A 19,424-nucleotide genomic window follows, 5' to 3' on the forward strand; every position below is an offset into this window, starting at 1 on the left:
GGTCACCCCGGTTACATCGGCGATAAGTTAAGGAAGAAACGCTGCAGCCAGCCCATATTCTGCGCTTCGTTGATGTAGCCGTTGCCGACGTACTCGATGCGCGCGTCCGCCACCTGGGTGGAGGGAACGCTGTTGCTGCCGCTGATGGTGCGTGGGTTCACGACACCAGAGAAGCGGATGAACTCAGTGCCCTGGTTGATGGCGATCTGTTTTTCACCCACAACATGTAAATTGCCATTGATCAGCACCTGATCGACGGTCACAGTCAGTGTGCCGCTAAAGGTGTTACTGGCGTTGGCGCCGCCTTTGCCCCCGAAGGAGTTGCTGCCGGATGCACCCAGATCGGCACGAGCGTTGCCAAACAGACCTTCGAGATAACGCGGTGTGGTGTCTACGCCAAAACTGGCTTTACCATCACGACTGGCGTTGGCCGACGAGCTCTTACTGGCGCTCACGTTCTCCTGCAGTACGATAGTCAGCGTATCGCCAATGTTGCGCGGACGACGATCTTCAAACAGCGGCTGATAGCCGTAGTTAATTGGCTGCGCGGTCTGGTAGATCGAACCATTGACGACCGGAACGGGGCCGGGCATCGGTTGAGCTGTCGTTGCCCCCTGCACCAGCGGTGTAGAAGGAACCCAGGCACACCCGGTCAGGGTTAATGCCACTAAAGCCATTATCGGGTAGCTGCGGACGGCGTATTTTTGCATTGCATTCATCTTCGAGATCAGGGTTCCGGTGCGGCGGTTACCGCACCGGATAACGCCTTAGAGTTGCGTCAGTTTTTGCAGCATCTGATCGGTGGTCGATACTGCTTTACTGTTAATTTCGTATGCGCGCTGAACCTGGATCATATTCACCAGCTCTTCGGCGACGTTTACGTTTGAAGTTTCCACAAATCCCTGGTAGAGCAAACCTGCACCGTTCAGGCCAGGCGTGGTGCCGTTTGGCGCGCCAGAGGACTGCGTTTCGGTATAGAGGTTCTCACCAATGCTCTCCAGACCGGTGTCGTTCATAAAGGTGGTGAGGTTTAACTGACCAACCTGCACCGGCGCTGCCGCGCCCTGCTGCGTCACGCTCACCACGCCATCGCGACCGATGGTGATGCCGAGGCTGTTCGCCGGGATGGTGATAGCCGGTTGAACCTGGAAACCGCCCGCGGTTACCAGCTGGCCATTCTGATCCACCTGGAAAGAGCCGTCGCGGGTGTAAGCAGAGGTGCCGTCCGGCAGCAGAACTTCAAAGAAGCCCTGGCCTTTAATGGCGACATCTTTACTGTTGTTGGTCTGAGAGAGGTTGCCCTGGCTGTGCAGTCGCTCGGTAGCGACCGGACGTACACCGGTCCCGATCTGCAGACCGGAAGGCAGCGTCGTCTGTTCAGAAGATTGCGCGCCTGGCTGGCGGATCGTCTGGTACATCAAATCTTCAAATACCGCACGCTGACGCTTAAAACCATTGGTGCTGACGTTCGCCAGGTTGTTGGCGATGACATCCATATTGGTTTGTTGGGCATCGAGGCCGGTTTTTGCGATCCATAATGAACTGATCATATGTAGTCCTGTTTATTAGCTCATTGACAGCAATTGGTTGGCACGCTGCTCGTTTTCATCGACGCTGCTGATGATCTTCATCTGCATTTCGAAACGGCGCGCGCTGGCGATCATGTCGGTCATCGATTCGACCGGTTTCACGTTACTGCCTTCCAGTACGCCAGACTGCACGCGAATGGAGGGGTCAGGCTGCAACGTTGCGCCACGGGTCGCCTGTGCGCTCTGGCTCAGACGGAAAAGACCGTCATCACCGCGCACGACTTCGCGCGCTTCGGCTTTAACCAGCTTCAGCTTGCCGACAGGCGCGATGGTATTCGCCGCGTCGCCGGGGTTGAGCGCCGAAATCGTCCCGTCAGCGGCGATAGTGACCTGCGCCCCTTCCGGTACGGCGATCGGACCGCCTTCGCCAATCACTGGATGGCCCTGAATCGTCAACTGACCGGTCGGGCTCACCTGGATATTGCCGTTACGGGTGTACCCTTCCGAGCCGTCCGCCGTTTGCACTGCCAGCCAACCATCCTGCTGCAACGCCACGTCAAGCGGGCGTGAGGTGTAGTCCAGTTGACCCGGCGTCATATCGGCGCCGGGCGTGGAAGCCACCACCAGCGTACGGGTAGGCAGGGAAAGCCCTTCTACCGGCACCGCGCGCAGCGCGTTGAACTGGGCACGAAAGCCTGGTGTGGAAGCGTTCGCGAGGTTGCTGGCGGTGACAGCCTGCTGATTCAGCGTCTGGCTGGCTGCGCCCATCGCGGTATATATTGCGTGATCCATTAAGCCGTCCCGTCAGTCGATTAACGCAGGTTAACCAGCGTGTTAAGGATCTGATCCTGGGTTTTGATGGTCTGCGCGTTCGACTGATAGTTACGCTGCGCGACGATCATGTTGACCAGTTCTTTACTCAGATCCACGTTTGACGCTTCCAGCGCGCCGTTAGTCAGCTTGCCAAAGTTACCGGTGCCGGCGGTGCCGAGCAGCGCAACACCGGAGGAGTTGGTAGCGGACCAGACGTTGTCACCCTGAGACTGCAGGCCTTCGTTGTTGGCGAAGTTCGCCAGCACGATCTGACCCAGCAGCTGAGTCTGTTCGTTGGAGTAGCTACCGACAACGGTGCCGTCATCGTTGATGGCATAGCTCACCAGAGAACCCGGCGCGTAGCCGTTCTGGTTGATAGCGACCACACCGCTGGTGCCGGTGTTCTGCTGCATTGAGTTCAGGAAGCTCAGGCTAAAGGTGCTGGCGGCGGAGCCGTTCAGACTGGCCAGGCCGATGTTGATCTGCGGCTGAGCGTTAGCAGTCGCCGACAGGTTCCAGGTGCGCGGATTGGTCGCTGGCTGCACTTCGGTGTAGTTGTTAACCGCCGAGAGCGTACCATTGCTGGTAAAGGTCATCTGCGCGGCTTTCTGGTAAGTTGAACCCGCTACGCTGGAGTCCTGGGTGTAGACATCCCATTTGTTGGCGCTGTTTTTAACGTAGTAAACGTCAATGGCGTGGGAGTTACCCAGGCTGTCATAGGTGGTGACGGTGCCTTTTTTGTTGTAGGAGTCTGAGTTCGTCGGATCGAACGGGCTAACGGTCGGGGTGGCGTCCGTTGAGTTCAGGTTCATCTGCATCGCCGCCGTGGTGGTGGCTTTCGCCGCCATCAGGGTGTTCGGGATGGTGATTGCCGTCGGGTTCGCGCCGCTCTGCACCGCAGGCGGTGTGCCGGCTACCGGGAAACCGGTCACCTGCATACCCTGCATGTTGACCAGGTTGCGGTTTTCGTCGAGTTTGAACTGACCGTTACGGCTGTAGTAAACAGAACCGTTGCTGTCGGTCACACGGAAGAAACCGTTGCCGCTCAGCGCGACGTCGAGGCCACGACCGGTGTTGGTGGTGGTGCCGTCAGCGAAGTCCTGGGTAATGCCTGCCACTTTAACGCCCAGACCCACTTTAGAACCGGCAAACATATCGGCGAAGGACGCAGATCCGGATTTAAAGCCATAGGTGGCGGAGTTGGCAATGTTGTTACCAATGACATCGAGGTTGGTGGCCGCAGCATTCAGGCCGCTGACCGCTTGTGAAAAGGCCATGACTTACTCCTGATAAGTATGAAGGCTTTAAATAATCTGTCGTACTTCGTCGAGTGTGGTACTTCCATAAGTACCTAAATCCAGTGTGCTTCCCTTGTCGCCGCGGGTCACACCCTGTACCAGCGCAAACTGCAGCGGTTGTGCAACCAGCTGAGTTGCGCCTGAGCTGGCCGCGATAGAGACCGTATATGAACCATCCGGTGCTACGCTGCCATCTGTCATTTTGCCGTCCCAACTGAAGGTGTGGACGCCAGCTTTCAGACCGCCGAGATCAATCGTCCGCACCGGCGCACCGCTCTTATCGCTCACGATGGCGGTCACTTTGTCGGCAGTCTGCGTCAGTTCTACGCCAAACGGCGTGGAGGTGCCTTTGCCCACCAGCACGGTCTGTCCCGGGATCATGACGCCGTGACCAATCAGCGTGCTCGCCTGCAGCGACTGATTGTTATCCAGCTGTCCGGAGATGGAGCCGAGGGTGGTATTCAGTTTCTCAATCCCGCTTACGGTGCTGATCTGCGCCAGTTGCGTGGTCAGCTCGTTGTTCTGCAACGGGTTGGTGGGATCCTGGTTCTTTAACTGCGCCACCAGCAGCGTCAAAAAGCTGCCCTGAAGGTCAGATGCGCTGTTGGTGCCGGTGGTCGACGTACCGGACGTTTTACTGGTCGTCGAGACGCCGTTGTTAATCGGGTCGTTAATATTCACGCTGATAGACATACGGGGCCCCTTTACTGACCGAGAGTGAGCGTTTTGAGCATCATGCTCTTCACGGTATTCAGCACTTCAACGTTCGCCTGGTAGCTGCGCGACGCGGACATGCTGTTGACCATTTCGCCCACGACATCAACGTTAGGCATTTTTACGTAGCCGCTTGCATCTGCCAGCGGGTTACCGGGTTCATACACCAGTTTGTCCGGCGCCTGGCTTTCAATCACATCCGCCACTTTTACGCCGCCCGTTGCCTGGCCCGGTGCTGCGTCGACCTGAAAGACAACCTGTTTAGCGCGATACGGCTGACCATCGGGTCCGGTTACGCTGTCGGCGTTCGCCAGGTTACTGGCGGCGACGTTCATACGTTTGGACTGGGCGGTCAGCGCGGAGCCTGCGACATCAAAGATATTCAGTAATGCCATTTAATTAGTTCCCCTGTTGCAGAACACTCATCATGCTTTTGATCTGCCCACCCAGCACGGTCAAGCCGGTCTGGTATTTGACGCTGTTGTCAGCGAACTGGGTACGTTCACGATCCATATCGACGGTGTTGCCATCCAACGATGGTTGATCGGGAATACGGTAAAGCAGATCGGTAGACGGACCGGTCATCGCCTGCGCCGGAATGTGGCGCGAAGAGGTGAGCGCCAGCGATACACCGCTGCCTTCAGCCCGACCGCGCTCCATCACTTTTTTTAATTCACTGGAAAAATCGATATCGCGCGCCTGAAACCCTGGGGTGTCGGCGTTAGCAATATTTGCTGCCAGAATCTCCTGGCGCTGGGCGCTCAGGTTCAGCGCTTCCTGTTGAAAGCGCAGTGCGGCATCAAGTTTATCGAGCATGGCTCCCTCACTGATGACAATTATTTAGCCAACAGCTTAAATCCCCCCTTGCAAACTTATCGTTGGAATAAGGGCAAAATGCGTCGCTATTTTTTGCGTTGATAGATTTGCAAAGCGGTTAATATCTCCCCATCTGATTCAACAGGCCCATTTTGCGATGAACACGTTGAAAGGCGGTGTAGCCGCAATCTTATTGTTATTAAGCCCCTTTTCTCAGGCAGCAGATCTGCAGGCGCAGCTGACGTCGCTTTTCGCCCAGCGTCTTGCTGGCTTTAGCGATGAGGTGGTGGTCAATATTCGCACCCCGCAGGGTCAGTTACCGACGTGTGACCAGCCCACCCTCAGCGTGGTGGGCGGCGCAAAGCTGTGGGGCAATATGAATGTGATGGCGAACTGCGCGGGGACGAAACGCTTTGTGCAGGTCGAAGTCCAGGCGACCGGCAACTATGTTGTGGCGGTGCAGCCTGTTGCGCGCGGCGCGACATTGCAGCCCGGCAGCGTGGCGTTACAACGTGGCCGGCTTGACCAACTGCCGCCGAGAACCATGCTCGACATCAACATGGCTCAGGACGCGGTGAGTCTGCGCGATCTGGCGCCGGGACAGGCGATTCAACTTTCGATGGTACGTCAGGCCTGGCGAATTAAAGCCGGTCAGCGCGTACAGGTCGTGGCGTCAGGAGAGGGTTTTAGTGTCAACAGCGAAGGTCAGGCGATGAACAATGCGGCAGTGGCGCAGAGTGCGCGTGTGCGCATGGCTTCAGGGCAGATAGTCAGCGGTACGGTTAATTCTGATGGGAATATTCTTATTAACCTATAAATTGCTTAAAGAACTAATGCTATCTGCCGATAAGTTAGTAAGACTGAAGAAATCTGGCCCGAAACGCCGCGAACCTCAATGAGGAAACACTATGAGCATCGATCGTACCTCTTCTGTGAAGCCGGTTAACACCGTTCAACAGCGTGAGACTAACGAAACCCAGACGCAGAAAGCGCGCCAGGAAACTGCCGCGACGGCAAACAGCACCAACGTCACGCTCAGCGGTTCGCAAACCAAGCTGATGCAGGCGGGCGCTAACGATATCAATATGGAACGCGTTGAAAAACTGAAAACCGCGATTCGTAATGGTGAACTGAAAATGGACACCGGCAAAATTGCCGATGCCCTGATTAACGAAGCGAAGAGTTACTTACAGAGTAAATAACCCTATGAATCGACTGTCAGATATTCTTGATCAAATGACAGTTATCCTGAGCGCTCTGAAAGACGTGATGGATACTGAGCAAAAACAGCTTTCCGTTGGCCATATCAATGGCAGCGCGCTACAGCGCATTACGGAGGAGAAAAGCTCCTTGCTCGCGACGCTGGACTACCTTGAGCAGCAGCGTCGTGCCGAACAGAAAACGCAACAAAACGCCCACGGCGATGTTGCTAATCGCTGGCAGATCATCACGCAGAAAACGCAGCATTTACGCGACCTCAACCAGCACAACGGCTGGTTACTGGAGGGGCAAATTGCGCGCAACCAGCAGGCGCTGGAAGTCCTGAAACCGCATCAGGAACCCAGCCTCTACGGTGCGAATGGCTATGCCTCATCCGCGCATCGCGGCGGTAAGAAGATCGCGATTTAGTTCGACGACCGTGTGAGCACGCCGTCGTAAACAGGCCAGGGTCTCCCCTGGCTTTTTGCGTTGCTTTTTTATACCGTCCGGCGCGCGAACGCTTTCACCTTAAACCCGAGCAGTGCAAGGGTAGCGAAGTAAGCCACCACACCGACCCCGACCACCACCATCAGGCGCAGCAAGCGGTACGGCATTGTTCCGGTCGCCCAGTCCGGCATCACATAGAGCATCCCCACCAGCGCGGCGGCCATCACCACGACGGCAATCACCAGACGCAGCAGGAAATGGCTCCAGCCCGGCTCCGGGGTGAAGATCTTCTGCTTGCGCAGTTGCCAGTAGAGCAGGCTGGCATTCAGACAGGCCGCCAGGCCAATCGACAGCGACAGCCCGGCGTGCTTCAGCGGGCCAATAAAGGCCAGGTTCATCACCTGAGTCATCAGCAGCGTCACAATGGCAATTTTGACCGGCGTTTTAATGTCCTGGCGAGAATAGAAGCCCGGCGCCAGCACCTTCACCACAATCAAGCCCATCAGGCCAACCGAGTAAGCGATCAGCGCACGCTGCGTCATAGCCGCATCAAAGGCGGTGAATTTGCCGTACTGGAACAGCGAAACGGTCAACGGTTTAGCAAGAATCCCCAGCGCCACAGCACTTGGCAGTGCCAGCAGGAAACAGAGGCGCAGGCCCCAGTCCATCAACCGGCAATACTCCTCCTGATTACCGCTGGAGAAACTTTTCGACAGCGACGGCAGCAGAATAGTCCCGAGCGCCACCCCCAACACGCCGGAGGGGAACTCCATTAAGCGGTCAGCGTAATACATCCACGACACGGAGCCGGAGACGAGAAACGAGGCGAAAATGGTGTTGATGATAAGCGAGATCTGGCTAACGGAGACGCCGAGGATCGCTGGCCCCATCTGTTTTACCACCCGCATCGCGCCCGCATCGCGCAGGTTGATGCGCGGCAGCACCAGCATGCCGATCTTCTTCAGATGCGGCAGTTGATAGACCAGCTGCAACACGCCACCCACGGTCACCGCCCAGGCCAGCGCCAGCACCGGTGGATGGAAGTAAGGCGCGGCAAAGAGCGCAAAACCAATCATGCTGATATTGAGAAAGGTGGGCGCGAAGGCCGGCACCGAAAAGCGGTTCCAGGTGTTGAGGATCGCCCCCGCCAGTGACGCCAGCGAGATCAGCAGAATATAGGGAAAAGTAATGCGCAGCAGCTGCGAGGTGAGGTTGAATTTATCCGCCGTATCGGCAAACCCCGGCGCGGTAACGAGGATCACCCACGGTGCGGCCAGCATACCGGCAACGGTAACTATCGCCAGCGCAAGGGTCAGCAAGCCTGAAACGTAGGCGACAAAGACGCGGGTGGCATCTTCGCCCTGTTTGCTTTTGTACTCGGCGAGGATCGGCACAAAGGCCTGGGAAAACGCGCCCTCGGCAAAAATACGCCGTAACAGATTGGGCAGTTTAAACGCGACAAAGAAGGCGTCCGTCGCCATCCCTGCGCCAAACACTCGTGCCACAATGGCGTCGCGCGCAAAGCCCAGCACGCGGGAAAACATCGTCATGGAGCTGACTGCCGCCAGCGATTTGAGTAGGTTCATTCTGGTTTCCATAAGACACAACGCCTGCAATGCAGGCGTTGGGATACAGCGAAGCGCTTAGTCTACAGGGAAAAAAGCGAATTACTATCGCCCGCGTAGCGCCGCCTTATTCACTCATTGCCTCGCGCCAGAGCTTCTCCACCACGCGCTGCGCGAGGATTGCCTGCTCACCTGCCGTTTCCGGAACCGTCTGATTTTGCACACAGGTGATAAAGTGGCGCGCGCAGCCGGCAAAGCCGCGCTGCTCCAGCACGCTCTGCCAGCCGGGGATCGGCCGTGCTATCACGCCCTGCCCGCGCTCTTCGCGCCACTCGCGCATATCGGTAATGTCCACCAGACCACCGTCGGTCACCGCCTGCACCCACTCACGCTGGCTGCCCGCCCGCCGGTGCATACTGGTGGTTACCTGCAAATTGTCGGCACTGAAGTGGTGCTCGGCATAGAGCATTGCGCCGTCGTCGGTGGTTTGCAGCGTGCCGCTCTGGATCTGCGCACGGCCGCCCGCCAGCCATAGCGCGGTGTCGACCACATGGAGATAGTCATCAAGCAGCGTAAAGCGCAGGTCGTGCGGCCCGACACTGTCGGCACGGTGTTTATCCATGCGCAGCGAAGCCGCCTGCGCCATCTGCTGTTTCAACTCGCGGTAAAGGGGCGAGAAGCGGCGGTTAAAACCGACCATCAGCGTCAGCTTTTTGCGCGCCGCAAGATCGACTAAGCGCTCGGCATCTTTCAGGTTTTCCGCCAGCGGCTTATCGACGCAGACATGCACGCCAAGGTTGAGCAGTTCGCTCACCACCGCATAGTGCGAGGCAGTTGAGGTGTGAACAAACACCGCATCGCACTGCGCCGCCAGCGACGCCAGCGAATCCGCACAGGGGATGCGCCAGGTTTCACACACGCGAAGGGCTTTCTCCCGCGTCGGTGACCAGGCCGCCGCCAGCATCCACTCCGTTGCCGCCCCCAGCACCGGTAACCACGCTTTCTGCGCGATCCCGCCCAGCCCTACTACACCAATCCGTAATGTCGTCACGTTTACTCCCCTAAATGTGCCAGCAGCGAATCGAGACGCTGCTTCAGTTCCGCCACCTCATTCTCCAGCGCCTCCACGCGCGCCTCAAGGCTCTGCTCCGTCGGCGCGACGGCTTCAACCACATTGATCATCGTCTGCATATCGCCACTGAAGAGGTGCATATACCGGCTTTCACGCTTGCCCGGCTCGCGCGGCAGGCGCACAACATACGGACCATCGTCGCGGCTGGCCAACTGCTCAAGGGCGTTTTCCACCTCGGCCATATCGGCAAAACGATGCATCCGCTCCGCGCGCCCACGCAATTCGCCCGGCGTTTGCGGCCCGCGCAGCAACAGCGTGGCGATAAGCGCCACCTCTGCCGGGCTTAACTTCAGATCGCCAAATTCAGAGTTGCAGAAGCGCTGCTCATATTTGGTCACCCGGTTACCGAAACCGCTGACGGTGCGCAGGTAGTGGCGCTTCACCAGTTCATCAAGCACCTGCTGGACCTCCAGCTCGCTCAAATTCATCACCGGCTCGCGATTGGTTTTCTGATTACAGGCTGTCACCACGCCGTTGATGGACAGCGGATACTGCTCCGGCGTGGTGACCTGCTTCTCCAGCAAACAGCCTATCACCCGCGCCTCAGTGGCGGTGAGTTGATACTTCATCTCTGCTCCTTAGCGTCCCGGAGTCCACTCCTGGGCGGTTAATGCGGTAAGGACGTGGTCGCGCCACTGCCCGTCAATCAATAAATAGGATTTGGCATAGCCCTCTTTTTCAAACCCGAGCCGCGCCAGTAAGTCACCGCTGCGTTTATTGTGCGGCATATAGTTGGCCATTATGCGGTGCATATGTTGCGTGCGCTGCATATAGCGAATGGCGGAGGTGAGGGCTTCAAACATCAAGCCCTGCCCCTGCCACTTCTGGCCGATGGAGTAACCAAGATAACAGGCGTGAAACGAGCCGCGCACCACGTTGGAAAAGTTGGCAACGCCTACAATCTCTTTCTCTTCGGGATCGAGCAGGGCGAAGTAAAAGGCGGAGCCTTGTTTATGGAACTCATTGATCATTCCCAGACGCGCCTGCCAGCCGGAAGGGTAACAGTGGCTTTCGTCGCGAACGGGCTCCCAGGGTTTTAAAAACTGGCGATTTTCCGCGTAATAATCCGCAAGCCGCCACGCATCGCGCTCGTGAACCAGGCGCACCACTAATCTGTCTGTTACCAAGCGTACTTTCGGCACATTACTGCGATAGCCAAACATGTTTACCACTCCTTCGTTTCGCGGCTTTTTTTACCCCTTCTCTTTACTATACCTTTGCTCTGCGACTCTGTGAAAACAGCAACATGGCATTTTCTGCGCCGCGCCCCCTTTTCGATGAAAAGTCTCAATCAAACGCCCGCCTTGATAAAAAAATATTGTCGCTGTGAATGTGTGAAAACGGTTGCCGAAGCCGCAGAATAGAAGCGTCACCTTTTTCTAATTTCCCGGAGGGGAAATGGCGCGCATCTCGCAGGCAAGGAGCCTGGGTAAATATTTCCTGCTGGTCGATAATTTTTTGGTGGTGCTCGGTTTTTTTGTTGTCTTCCCCCTGATTTCCATTCGTTTCGTTGATCAACTTGGCTGGGCCGCGCTGATGGTCGGGATCGCGCTCGGCCTGCGTCAGTTTATTCAGCAGGGGCTAGGCATGTTTGGCGGCGCGATCGCCGACCGATTTGGCGCAAAACCGCTGATTGTCACCGGCATGCTGATGCGCGCCGCAGGGTTTGCGGCGATGGGGATGGCGCACGAGCCGTGGGTGCTGTGGCTCTCCTGTATCCTTTCAGGGCTTGGCGGCACGCTGTTTGACCCGCCGCGTTCGGCGCTGGTGGTCAAGCTGGTGCGCCCACGCCAGCGCGGTCGCTTCTTCTCGCTGCTGATGATGCAGGATAGCGCCGGGGCCGTTATCGGCGCGCTGCTCGGCAGCTGGCTGCTGCAATATGATTTCCGTCTGGTGTGCGCCGCCGGGGCGCTGATGTTTATCCTCTGCGCCGGCTTTAACGCCTGGCTGCTGCCTGCGTGGAAGCTCTCAACGGTGAAGACGCCGGTGCGTGAAGGCTTAGCGCGCGTGCTGCGTGACAAAAAGTTCGTCACCTATGTGTTAACCCTCAGCGGCTACTACATGCTGGCGGTGCAGGTGATGTTGATGCTGCCGATTATGGTCAACGACGTTGCCGGCTCGCCGACACCGGTAAAATGGATGTACGCCATTGAGGCCTGCCTGTCGCTGACCCTGCTCTACCCGATTGCCCGCTGGAGCGAAAAGCGCTTTCGCCTTGAACAGCGCCTGATGTTTGGCCTGCTGGTGATGTCCTTCAGCCTCTTTCCGATGGGCATGGTTGGCTCACTGCAACAGCTTTTTACACTTATCTGCACCTTCTATATCGGCTCAATTATCGCCGAACCGGCACGGGAAACCCTGAGCGCGCAGCTGGCTGATGCACGGGCGCGCGGCAGCTATATGGGCTTTAGCCGTTTAGGTCTGGCTTTTGGCGGCGCGCTTGGCTATGCCGGCGGCGGCTGGCTGTTTGACGCCGGGAAAGCCTTTCGCCAGCCGGAGCTGCCGTGGATGATGCTCGGGGTGATTGGGCTTATTACCTCCCTTGCCTTGCTGTGGCAGTTTGCCCCCCGCCGCGTTCAGCCGCCGATGCTCGAACCCGGCGCCTGATTTGCGCCGCCTCTGCCTCTCTTCCATACTGGTAGTGATGGATAAACCCGTATGGAGGAGAAACGTGAAACTCTACATTTACGATCACTGCCCTTTCTGTGTAAAAGCCCGCATGATTTTCGGCCTTAAGAATCTCCCTGTTGAACTCCATGTCCTGCAAAGCGATGACGAAGCGACGCCGACCAGAATGATTGGTCAGAAGATGGCGCCGATCCTGCAAAAAGATGACAGCCGCTACCTGCCCGAAAGCCTCGATATTGTTCACTACGTCGATAAGCTCGACGGTCAACCCCTGCTGACCGGCTCACGCAATCCGAAGATCGAGGAGTGGCTGCGTAAGGTAAATGGCTACGTTAATAAGCTGCTAATCCCGCGCTTCGCACAGGCCCCGTTTGACGAGTTTTCCACTCCACAGGCACGCAACTGGTTCACCACCAAAAAAGAGGCGGCGATTGGCGACTTTGCCGATCATCTCGCCCACTCTGCCGGGCTGGTGAAGAATATCAGCGACGATCTGCGCGCGCTGGAGAAGCTCATCGTGCAGCCGAACGCCGTCAACGGCGAGCTGTCGGAAGATGATATTCATCTCTTCCCGCTGCTGCGTAACCTGACGATTGTCAGCGGCATCACGTGGCCAACCCGCGTCGCAGACTACCGCGACAACATGGCGAAACAGACCCAGGTTAACCTTCTCTCCTCCATGGCTATCTAAGCCGTTCATGGCGGAAGCGTCCGGCTTCCGCCCCGCCTTTAAGTATTTTCTGCTGGCCTTTGCGCCGGGCGTCGCGCATGCTACACCTCGATCGAGGCATCAGGACCACGTTGAGGAATTCATGAAGAAGATGATTTTGGCCGCGGCATTTATGCTGAGCGGCGTGCTGGTGGGCTGCAATCAGCTGACCCAATACACAATCAGCGAGCAGGAGATTAACCAGGCCCTGGAGAAACGGAATAACTTCGCCAAAGATATTGGCGTGCCGGGCGTAGCTGATGCGCATATTGTTCTCAGCAATCTCGCCAGCGCAATTGGTCGTGAAGAGCCGAATAAAATCACCTTAACGGGCGACGCTAATCTGGATATGACCTCACTGTTCGGCAATCAAAAAGCGGTTATCAAGCTGAAGCTGAAAGCGCTGCCAACCTTTGATAAGGATCAGGGAGCAATTTACCTGCACGAGATGGAGGTGGTGGACGCGACGGTAACGCCGGAAAAGATGCAGACCGTGCTGCAAACCGTGATGCCCTACCTCAACCAGTCTCTGCGCAACTACTTTAACCAGCGCCCGGCCTACGTGCTGAAAGAAGACAGTACCAAAGGCGAAGCGCTGGCGAAGAAATATGCCAAAGGCATCGAAGTGAAGCCGGGCGAGATTGTCATCCCCCTCACCGACTGATTCATTGGGCGCCTGGCGCCCTTTTTTTCAGGAAAAGGATGCAAACGAAAACGTTTCCCCTTATGCTTGGTCTCCGGCAAAAACAGCCCTCTCTCACTTAGCCGGAGCCCTCCAATGACACAACCTCAGGTTTTGAAAATCCGCCGTCCTGACGACTGGCACCTCCATCTGCGCGACGGCGATATGTTGAAAACCGTGGTGCCATGGACCAGCGAAACCTACGCCCGCGCCATTGTGATGCCGAACCTGGCTCCGCCTGTGACCACCGTTGAGGCCGCTATCGCCTATCGCCAGCGCATCCTTGACGCGGTGCCTGCCGGTCACCATTTCGAACCACTGATGACCTGTTACCTGACTGACAGCCTCGCTCCCGACGAGATCGAACGCGGCTTTGCGGAAAAGGTCTTTACCGCGGCGAAGCTCTACCCGGCAAACGCTACCACCAACTCCAGCCACGGCGTCACCAGCATTGATGCCATCATGCCGGTGCTTGAACGCATGGAGAAGCTCGGCATGCCGCTGCTGGTGCATGGCGAAGTGACCCACGCCGAAATCGATATTTTCGATCGTGAAGCGCGCTTTATTGAAACGGTGATGGAGCCGCTGCGTAAGCGCCTGCCAGAGCTGAAAGTGGTGTTTGAGCACATCACCACTAAAGATGCCGCTGACTATGTGCGCGACGGCAACGAGCGGCTGGCCGCGACCATCACCCCGCAGCATTTGCTCTTTAACCGCAACCATATGCTGGTGGGCGGCGTACGTCCACACCTCTACTGTTTACCGATCCTCAAGCGTAATATCCACCAGCAGGCGCTGCGCGAACTGGTCGCCAGCGGGTTCGATCGCGTCTTCCTCGGCACCGATTCCGCCCCGCACGCCCGCCATCGCAAAGAGGCGAGCTGCGGCTGTGCAGGCTGTTTTAATGCGCCAACGGCACTGGCAAGTTACGCCACGGTGTTTGAAGAGATGAATGCCCTGCAGCACTTCGAAGCCTTCTGCTCCCTTAACGGGCCGCGCTTCTATGGCCTGCCGGTGAATGAGGCGTTCATTGAACTGGTGCGTGAAGAGTGCGTGGTGCCGGAGTCGATCGCGCTGGCGGACGATACGCTGGTGCCGTTCCTCGCCGGTGAAACCGTGCGCTGGCAGGTGAAGCGCTAAAAATTCTTACGCTCCCTGTTGTAATGTGTTTTGATTAACTGTATAAACATACAGTATCTTACACAGGGGGCTGTTATGCGCATTGAAGTGACGATTGCCAGAACCACATCTTTACCCGCAGGCGCTATCGACGCGCTGGCAGGTGAGTTATCCCGCCGTCTGAATGACCACTATCCCGATCGCGAAAATAAAATTTCTGTCCGTTATGCGGCGGCAAATAATCTCTCCGTCCTTGGCGGCGCGAAAGAAGATAAAGACCGCGTTAGCGAAATTCTGCAAGAGACCTGGGAAAGCGCTGACGATTGGTTTATCACCGATTAATTTCCCTCTGAAGTTGAAGTTATTGCCGGGTCGCCCCGGCTTTTTTTACTTCAATTTTAAGCAAAACCGTAACATCGGATTTTCTCAGCAAAATGAGTTGTTTATCTTTTCGCCACTCTCTTAAGAAAAATCTATGACTACAAAAAAGATGTTGCAGAGTGTTTATTTTTTCGATCACGGGGTCGGGTTGTTGATATACTGAAAAGGCTTCAAATTAAAACACGCATTGAACCTCGAACGTCGTTGTCTAATTAAAACACGCCAAACAGGGGGTTATGATGGTAAAGAATAATGAAGTCATCCAGACCCATCCACTGGTCGGATGGGACATCAGCACCGTAGACAGCTATGACGCACTGATGCTCCGGTTGCACTACCAGACCCCGAACAGAGCCGCTCAGGAAGGGACTGAAATCGGTCAGACGTTATGGTTAACAACCGATGTTGCCCGCCAGTTTATTTCGATTCTGGAAGCGGGTATTGCCAAGATTGAATCAGGCGATTACGAAAAAGACGAGTATAAAAGGCATTAACATCCGCTGCGTATACTCACTCCCAGGCACCCTCGCGGTGCCTTTCTTTTTTCTGCCCTTGTATAAGCCCCCCAGGTTATTTACCCTCCTGAACACGCATTTGCCTGGAGAGAACCATGACATACGACCTGATTATTATTGGCAGCGGATCCGTTGGCGCAGCTGCGGGCTACTACGCCACGCGCGCCGGGCTGAAGGTGCTGATGACCGATGCGCATATGCCGCCGCACAATGAAGGCAGCCATCACGGCAATACGCGCCTGATCCGCCACGCTTATGGCGAGGGTGAGAAATATGTTCCGCTGGTGCTGCGCGCCCAGCAGTTATGGGATGAGCTGAACACGCTCACCGGCGAAGCGGTGTTCGAGCGCACCGGCGTAGTCAATTTTGGCCCGGCCACCTCCCCGTTCCTCGCCAACGTCGCCGACAGCGCCGCGCAGTGGAAGCTGACGCTGGAAAAGCTTGATGCCGCCTCGCTGATGGCGCGCTGGCCGGAAATCCGCGTTCCGGATGATTACATCGCTCTCTACGAAGCCGACTCCGGCGTGCTGCACAGCGAACTGGCGATCAAAAGTTGGATCCAGCTGGCTGAACAGGCGGGCTGCGCGCAGCTCTTCAACTGCCCGGTCACCGCACTGCACCATCATTCTGATGGCGTCACTATTGATACCCCGGAAGGGAGTTTCTCCGGCAAAAAAGCGCTGGTAAGCGCCGGGACCTGGGCGAAGACGCTGCTGCCGGACCTGCCGGTTCAACCGGTACGCAAAGTGTTTGCCTGGTTCCAGGCGGATGGCCGTTACAGCGTGAAAAACAACTTCCCGGCCTTTACCGGCGAGATGCCAAATGGCGAGCACTACTACGGCTTCCCGGCAGTCGAGAATGAGTTAAAGATTGGTCGCCATAACGGCGGCCAAGTGATTAATGCGGCCGACGAGCGCACGCCGTTTGGCGCAGAAGCAGGCGACGGCTCGGAGTGCTTCTCCTTTTTACGCCAGCATCTGCCGGGCATCGGCGGCTGCCTGTATGGCGCATCCTGCACCTATGACAACTCGCCCGATGAAGATTTTATTATCGATACCCTGCCAGGCGAGCCGAACACGCTGGTGATCACCGGCCTGAGCGGTCACGGCTTTAAATTTGCCCCGGTGCTGGGCGAGATCGCCACTGCGTTTGCCCAGCAGAAAACGCTGGAGTTCAATTTACAGCCCTTCTCCCTTGCCCGCTTTACAGGTTAAGTTGATGGCGGCCCTATTTCGGGGCCGCATCTCTTTGCGCAGAATAAAGTAATCACCTGCGTGAAAATGTGGTGGCATATATTCTCAGGGGTGGGTTTTCAATTAATTCAGCGTAAAGTTAGCGGCACTAAAATGCTTACAAAAGCTGACACCCAGCGCCTGACCCGCCTTTTACAGACAATATTTTTGAATGCTTCACTCTGATGACAGCCCGCCTAACCCCCTGCTGAACCTGCCTTAAACGTTTCAACCTTCTAATAGCCTGAATATAAACCGGTAAACTTATTCAAAAATTATGTTATAAAAAAAATAACAATCCAATTCGTTATTTTTGAGTTGCAATATTTTCTCACTGACGCCATTTTAAATTAACTTTTGGTTAACAGTGATGACCCGTTATGCAATTTCGCAACTCTCCGGCGCGCTACGGTTTTATTTCCGTAACGCTTCACTGGCTGGTCGCCATAGTGGTGTATGGCATGTTCGCCTTAGGGTTATGGATGGTCACGCTCAGCTATTACGATGGCTGGTATCATCAGGCACCCGAGATCCATAAAAGCATCGGCATTCTGCTGATGTTTGGGCTGGTTATCCGCCTGCTGTGGCGTTTTATCTCCCCGCCGCCACCCCCTTTGAAAAGCTACTCCACCGCCACGCGCATCGCCGCGGTTGTTGCCCATATCGTTCTCTACCTGCTGCTGTTTGGCATCGTCTTTAGCGGCTATCTGATCTCCACCGCCGATGGTAAACCGATTAACGTCTTTGGCCTGTTTGAGATCCCTGCCACACTTGCCGATGCCGGTTCGCAGGCGGACCTCGCCGGAACGATCCACCTGTGGCTGGCCTGGAGCGTAGTGGTTCTCTCCGTGCTGCACGGCCTTGCTGCCTTTAAACACCATTTCATTGATAAAGACGCCACTCTCAAGCGGATGCTGGGAAAATCGTCACCTGACTCTGGAGCATAAGTATGAAGAAGATCCTGCCGGGACTCGCTCTCGCCTCGCTGCTGTTCACCACCGGTTCTGCCGTTGCGGCAGACTACAAGATCGATAAAGAGGGCCAGCACGCCTTCGTTAACTTCCGTATCCAGCACCTCGGTTACAGCTGGTTATACGGTACGTTTAAGGACTTCGACGGTAGCTTTACCTTTGATGAAGCCAATCCGGCGGCTGACAAAGTGAATGTCACCATCAATACCAACAGTGTTGACACCAACCATGCTGAGCGTGACAAACACCTGCGCAGCGCAGAGTTCCTCAACGTAGCGAAGTTCCCGAAAGCGACCTTCACCTCGACCTCGGTGAAAAAGGATGGCGATGAGCTGGATATTACCGGCAACCTGACCTTGAACGGCGTGACCAAGCCGGTTGAGCTGGAAGCGAAGCTGCTGGGCCAGGGCAATGACCCGTGGGGCGGCGTGCGCGCAGGCTTTGAAGCCTCCGGCAAGATCAAGCTGAAAGACTTTAACATCACCACCGACCTCGGTCCGGCATCGCAGGATGTTGAGCTGATTATTTCGGTTGAAGGTGTGCGTCAGAAGTAAGCAGGCATGAAAAAGGAGAGGGTTTCCCCTCTCCTTCTTTTTATTCCGGGTCAGGAATACCCAGTTTGGTGTTCAGGCGACCACGCGATTTATTAAAGATCTTATTGCCATTCTCCCGCCCGGCGCGGCGTTTACGCTGCTCCTCTTCCGGCAGGGCGCGCTCCTCTTTGCACAATTCACTACAGCAGCCGTCGAACTTCTCGGCACAACTCGGGCATTGAATAAACAGCAGGTGACAGCCATCGTTCAGGCAGTTGGTGTGGGCATCGCACGGCGTGCCGCACTGGTGACAGTGCGCAATGACATCGTCAGAGATACGCTCGCCCATACGCTCGTCGAAGACAAAGTTTTTGCCGATAAAGCGCACCGGCAGCCCCTGCTCGCGGGCGCGGCGGGCATACTCGATAATGCCGCCTTCGATATGCCACACTTTGTTGAAGCCGTTATGTTTCATCCAGGCGCTCGCTTTCTCGCAGCGAATCCCGCCAGTGCAGTACATCACAATCTTTTTATCTTTGTGTTCCTGCATCATCTCGACCGCTTTTGGCAGCTGCTCGCGGAAGGTGTCGGCCGGGATCTCCATCGCGCCATCGAAGTGGCCCACTTCATATTCATAGTGGTTGCGCATATCGATAAACACCGCGTCGGGATCGTCAAGCATGGCGTTCACTTCCGCCGCTTTCAGGTAATCCCCGACGTTGCTGGCATCAAAACTCTCATCCTCGATGCCGTCTGCCACAATGCGGTCACGCACCTTCATGCGCAGCACCCAGAAGGATTTACCATCATCATCAATGGCGATATTCAGGCGCAGCCCATCAAGAGCCGGATCAAAGGTATAGAGCGCTTCGCGAAACGCCTCGAATTTGCTTTGCGGCACGCTGATCTGCGCGTTGATCCCTTCATGGGCGAGGTAGATGCGCCCAAACACGCTCAGCTGCGACAGGGTCTGGTAGAGCGCATCGCGCGTCGCCTGCGGGTTAACGATCGAGAAGTATTTGTAAAACGAGACGGTGACGCGCGGCTCGGTTTCGGCGAGCATGCGGGCTTTGAGTTCATCATTGGAGATGCGGTTGTGTAACACTGGCATGGTGTACGTATCCTGCAGAGTGGAGAGTG

24 protein-coding genes are annotated in these 19,424 nt (G+C 56.3%); 12 read left to right on the forward strand and 12 right to left on the reverse strand.

Translation table 11 applies throughout. The features are described from left to right. Positions 1 to 11: 11 nt before the first annotated feature. The 7 genes from PU683_RS16005 to flgB are packed head-to-tail and all read right to left on the reverse strand — an operon-like array spanning position 12 to position 5,170. Positions 12 to 710 carry a flagellar basal body L-ring protein FlgH gene (locus PU683_RS16005; RefSeq protein WP_187802098.1) on the reverse strand — a complete coding sequence of 233 codons (699 nt, stop codon included), beginning with the start codon at positions 708 to 710 and terminating at the stop codon, positions 12 to 14. 57 nt (positions 711 to 767) lie between these two features. After that, the gene (gene flgG / locus PU683_RS16010) at positions 768 to 1,550 is read right to left on the reverse strand and encodes a flagellar basal-body rod protein FlgG (RefSeq protein WP_023481502.1); all 783 of its coding nucleotides are present in this window, start codon (positions 1,548 to 1,550) and stop codon (positions 768 to 770) included. A gap of 15 nt (positions 1,551 to 1,565) precedes the next feature. Then, complete coding sequence (locus PU683_RS16015; RefSeq protein WP_277173196.1) at positions 1,566 to 2,321, reverse strand: flagellar basal body rod protein FlgF; 756 nt, start codon at positions 2,319 to 2,321, stop codon at positions 1,566 to 1,568. Between the two features lie 20 nt (positions 2,322 to 2,341). After that, the gene (flgE, locus tag PU683_RS16020; RefSeq protein ID WP_277173198.1) at positions 2,342 to 3,619 is read right to left on the reverse strand and encodes a flagellar hook protein FlgE; all 1,278 of its coding nucleotides are present in this window, start codon (positions 3,617 to 3,619) and stop codon (positions 2,342 to 2,344) included. Between the two features lie 27 nt (positions 3,620 to 3,646). After that, entirely contained in the window at positions 3,647 to 4,333 is a 687-nt protein-coding gene (flgD, locus tag PU683_RS16025; protein WP_277173200.1) for a flagellar hook assembly protein FlgD, read from the reverse strand. An 11-nt stretch (positions 4,334 to 4,344) separates the two neighbouring features. Further along, positions 4,345 to 4,749 (reverse strand): flagellar basal body rod protein FlgC, encoded by a 405-nt coding sequence (gene flgC / locus PU683_RS16030; protein WP_023481372.1) that lies wholly within the window; start codon positions 4,747 to 4,749, stop codon positions 4,345 to 4,347. Between the two features lie 4 nt (positions 4,750 to 4,753). Continuing rightward, a complete protein-coding gene (gene flgB, locus PU683_RS16035; protein WP_277173202.1) occupies positions 4,754 to 5,170 on the reverse strand; it encodes a flagellar basal body rod protein FlgB in 417 nt (138 codons plus the stop codon). A 157-nt stretch (positions 5,171 to 5,327) separates the two neighbouring features. Between flgB and flgA the strand changes: the two genes are divergently transcribed. The 3 genes from flgA to flgN all read left to right on the forward strand — a co-directional run bounded on the left by flgA (position 5,328) and on the right by flgN (position 6,799). Then, on the forward strand, positions 5,328 to 5,987 hold the full coding sequence (gene flgA / locus PU683_RS16040) for a flagellar basal body P-ring formation chaperone FlgA (RefSeq protein ID WP_277173204.1): 660 nt from the start codon (positions 5,328 to 5,330) through the stop codon (positions 5,985 to 5,987). Positions 5,988 to 6,078: 91 nt separating this feature from the next. Next, positions 6,079 to 6,372: a flagellar biosynthesis anti-sigma factor FlgM gene (gene flgM / locus PU683_RS16045; RefSeq protein WP_277173207.1), complete on the forward strand. Its 294-nt coding sequence runs from the start codon at positions 6,079 to 6,081 to the stop codon at positions 6,370 to 6,372. A 4-nt stretch (positions 6,373 to 6,376) separates the two neighbouring features. Beyond that, positions 6,377 to 6,799 carry a flagella biosynthesis chaperone FlgN gene (gene flgN, locus PU683_RS16050; protein ID WP_277173209.1) on the forward strand — a complete coding sequence of 141 codons (423 nt, stop codon included), beginning with the start codon at positions 6,377 to 6,379 and terminating at the stop codon, positions 6,797 to 6,799. Positions 6,800 to 6,867: 68 nt separating this feature from the next. Here the strand turns inward: flgN and murJ are convergent, their stop codons facing one another. From murJ to rimJ, 4 genes are all read right to left on the reverse strand, one after another. Continuing rightward, entirely contained in the window at positions 6,868 to 8,403 is a 1,536-nt protein-coding gene (gene murJ / locus PU683_RS16055; RefSeq protein WP_277173211.1) for a murein biosynthesis integral membrane protein MurJ, read from the reverse strand. Between the two features lie 106 nt (positions 8,404 to 8,509). Next, the gene (locus PU683_RS16060) at positions 8,510 to 9,433 is read right to left on the reverse strand and encodes a Gfo/Idh/MocA family protein (protein WP_277173213.1); all 924 of its coding nucleotides are present in this window, start codon (positions 9,431 to 9,433) and stop codon (positions 8,510 to 8,512) included. Positions 9,434 to 9,435: 2 nt separating this feature from the next. Further along, positions 9,436 to 10,083 carry a YceH family protein gene (locus PU683_RS16065; RefSeq protein WP_277173215.1) on the reverse strand — a complete coding sequence of 216 codons (648 nt, stop codon included), beginning with the start codon at positions 10,081 to 10,083 and terminating at the stop codon, positions 9,436 to 9,438. A gap of 9 nt (positions 10,084 to 10,092) precedes the next feature. Beyond that, entirely contained in the window at positions 10,093 to 10,677 is a 585-nt protein-coding gene (rimJ, locus tag PU683_RS16070) for a ribosomal protein S5-alanine N-acetyltransferase (RefSeq protein WP_076769679.1), read from the reverse strand. A 235-nt stretch (positions 10,678 to 10,912) separates the two neighbouring features. On the opposite strand from rimJ, the gene mdtH reads away from it, so the two are divergent. The 9 genes from mdtH (at position 10,913) to PU683_RS16115 (ending at position 18,305) form a co-directional block, all read left to right on the forward strand. Beyond that, positions 10,913 to 12,121, forward strand: a complete 1,209-nt coding sequence (mdtH, locus tag PU683_RS16075) for a multidrug efflux MFS transporter MdtH (protein WP_277173218.1) — start codon at positions 10,913 to 10,915, stop codon at positions 12,119 to 12,121. A 64-nt stretch (positions 12,122 to 12,185) separates the two neighbouring features. Further along, the gene (grxB, locus tag PU683_RS16080) at positions 12,186 to 12,833 is read left to right on the forward strand and encodes a glutaredoxin 2 (RefSeq protein WP_277173220.1); all 648 of its coding nucleotides are present in this window, start codon (positions 12,186 to 12,188) and stop codon (positions 12,831 to 12,833) included. 121 nt (positions 12,834 to 12,954) lie between these two features. Further along, complete coding sequence (locus tag PU683_RS16085) at positions 12,955 to 13,515, forward strand: lipoprotein (protein WP_277173222.1); 561 nt, start codon at positions 12,955 to 12,957, stop codon at positions 13,513 to 13,515. A 114-nt stretch (positions 13,516 to 13,629) separates the two neighbouring features. Next, positions 13,630 to 14,673 carry a dihydroorotase gene (gene pyrC / locus PU683_RS16090; RefSeq protein WP_277173225.1) on the forward strand — a complete coding sequence of 348 codons (1,044 nt, stop codon included), beginning with the start codon at positions 13,630 to 13,632 and terminating at the stop codon, positions 14,671 to 14,673. Between the two features lie 75 nt (positions 14,674 to 14,748). Then, positions 14,749 to 14,994 carry a DNA damage-inducible protein I gene (gene dinI, locus PU683_RS16095; RefSeq protein ID WP_023481401.1) on the forward strand — a complete coding sequence of 82 codons (246 nt, stop codon included), beginning with the start codon at positions 14,749 to 14,751 and terminating at the stop codon, positions 14,992 to 14,994. Positions 14,995 to 15,272: 278 nt separating this feature from the next. Further along, positions 15,273 to 15,527 (forward strand): biofilm formation regulator BssS, encoded by a 255-nt coding sequence (gene bssS / locus PU683_RS16100; protein ID WP_023481711.1) that lies wholly within the window; start codon positions 15,273 to 15,275, stop codon positions 15,525 to 15,527. A 116-nt stretch (positions 15,528 to 15,643) separates the two neighbouring features. Continuing rightward, complete coding sequence (gene solA, locus PU683_RS16105; protein ID WP_277173227.1) at positions 15,644 to 16,762, forward strand: N-methyl-L-tryptophan oxidase; 1,119 nt, start codon at positions 15,644 to 15,646, stop codon at positions 16,760 to 16,762. Between the two features lie 398 nt (positions 16,763 to 17,160). Continuing rightward, a complete protein-coding gene (locus PU683_RS16110; protein WP_054803145.1) occupies positions 17,161 to 17,727 on the forward strand; it encodes a cytochrome b in 567 nt (188 codons plus the stop codon). Between the two features lie 2 nt (positions 17,728 to 17,729). Next, a complete protein-coding gene (locus tag PU683_RS16115; protein WP_023481320.1) occupies positions 17,730 to 18,305 on the forward strand; it encodes a YceI family protein in 576 nt (191 codons plus the stop codon). Positions 18,306 to 18,345: 40 nt separating this feature from the next. Here the strand turns inward: PU683_RS16115 and trhO are convergent, their stop codons facing one another. Beyond that, the gene (gene trhO, locus PU683_RS16120) at positions 18,346 to 19,395 is read right to left on the reverse strand and encodes an oxygen-dependent tRNA uridine(34) hydroxylase TrhO (protein WP_277173229.1); all 1,050 of its coding nucleotides are present in this window, start codon (positions 19,393 to 19,395) and stop codon (positions 18,346 to 18,348) included. Positions 19,396 to 19,424: the final 29 nt, after the last annotated feature.

Source organism: Candidatus Kosakonia sp. 282A-S69, from assembly GCF_029433855.1.
Classification (GTDB): Bacteria; Pseudomonadota; Gammaproteobacteria; order Enterobacterales; family Enterobacteriaceae; genus Kosakonia; species Kosakonia cowanii_A.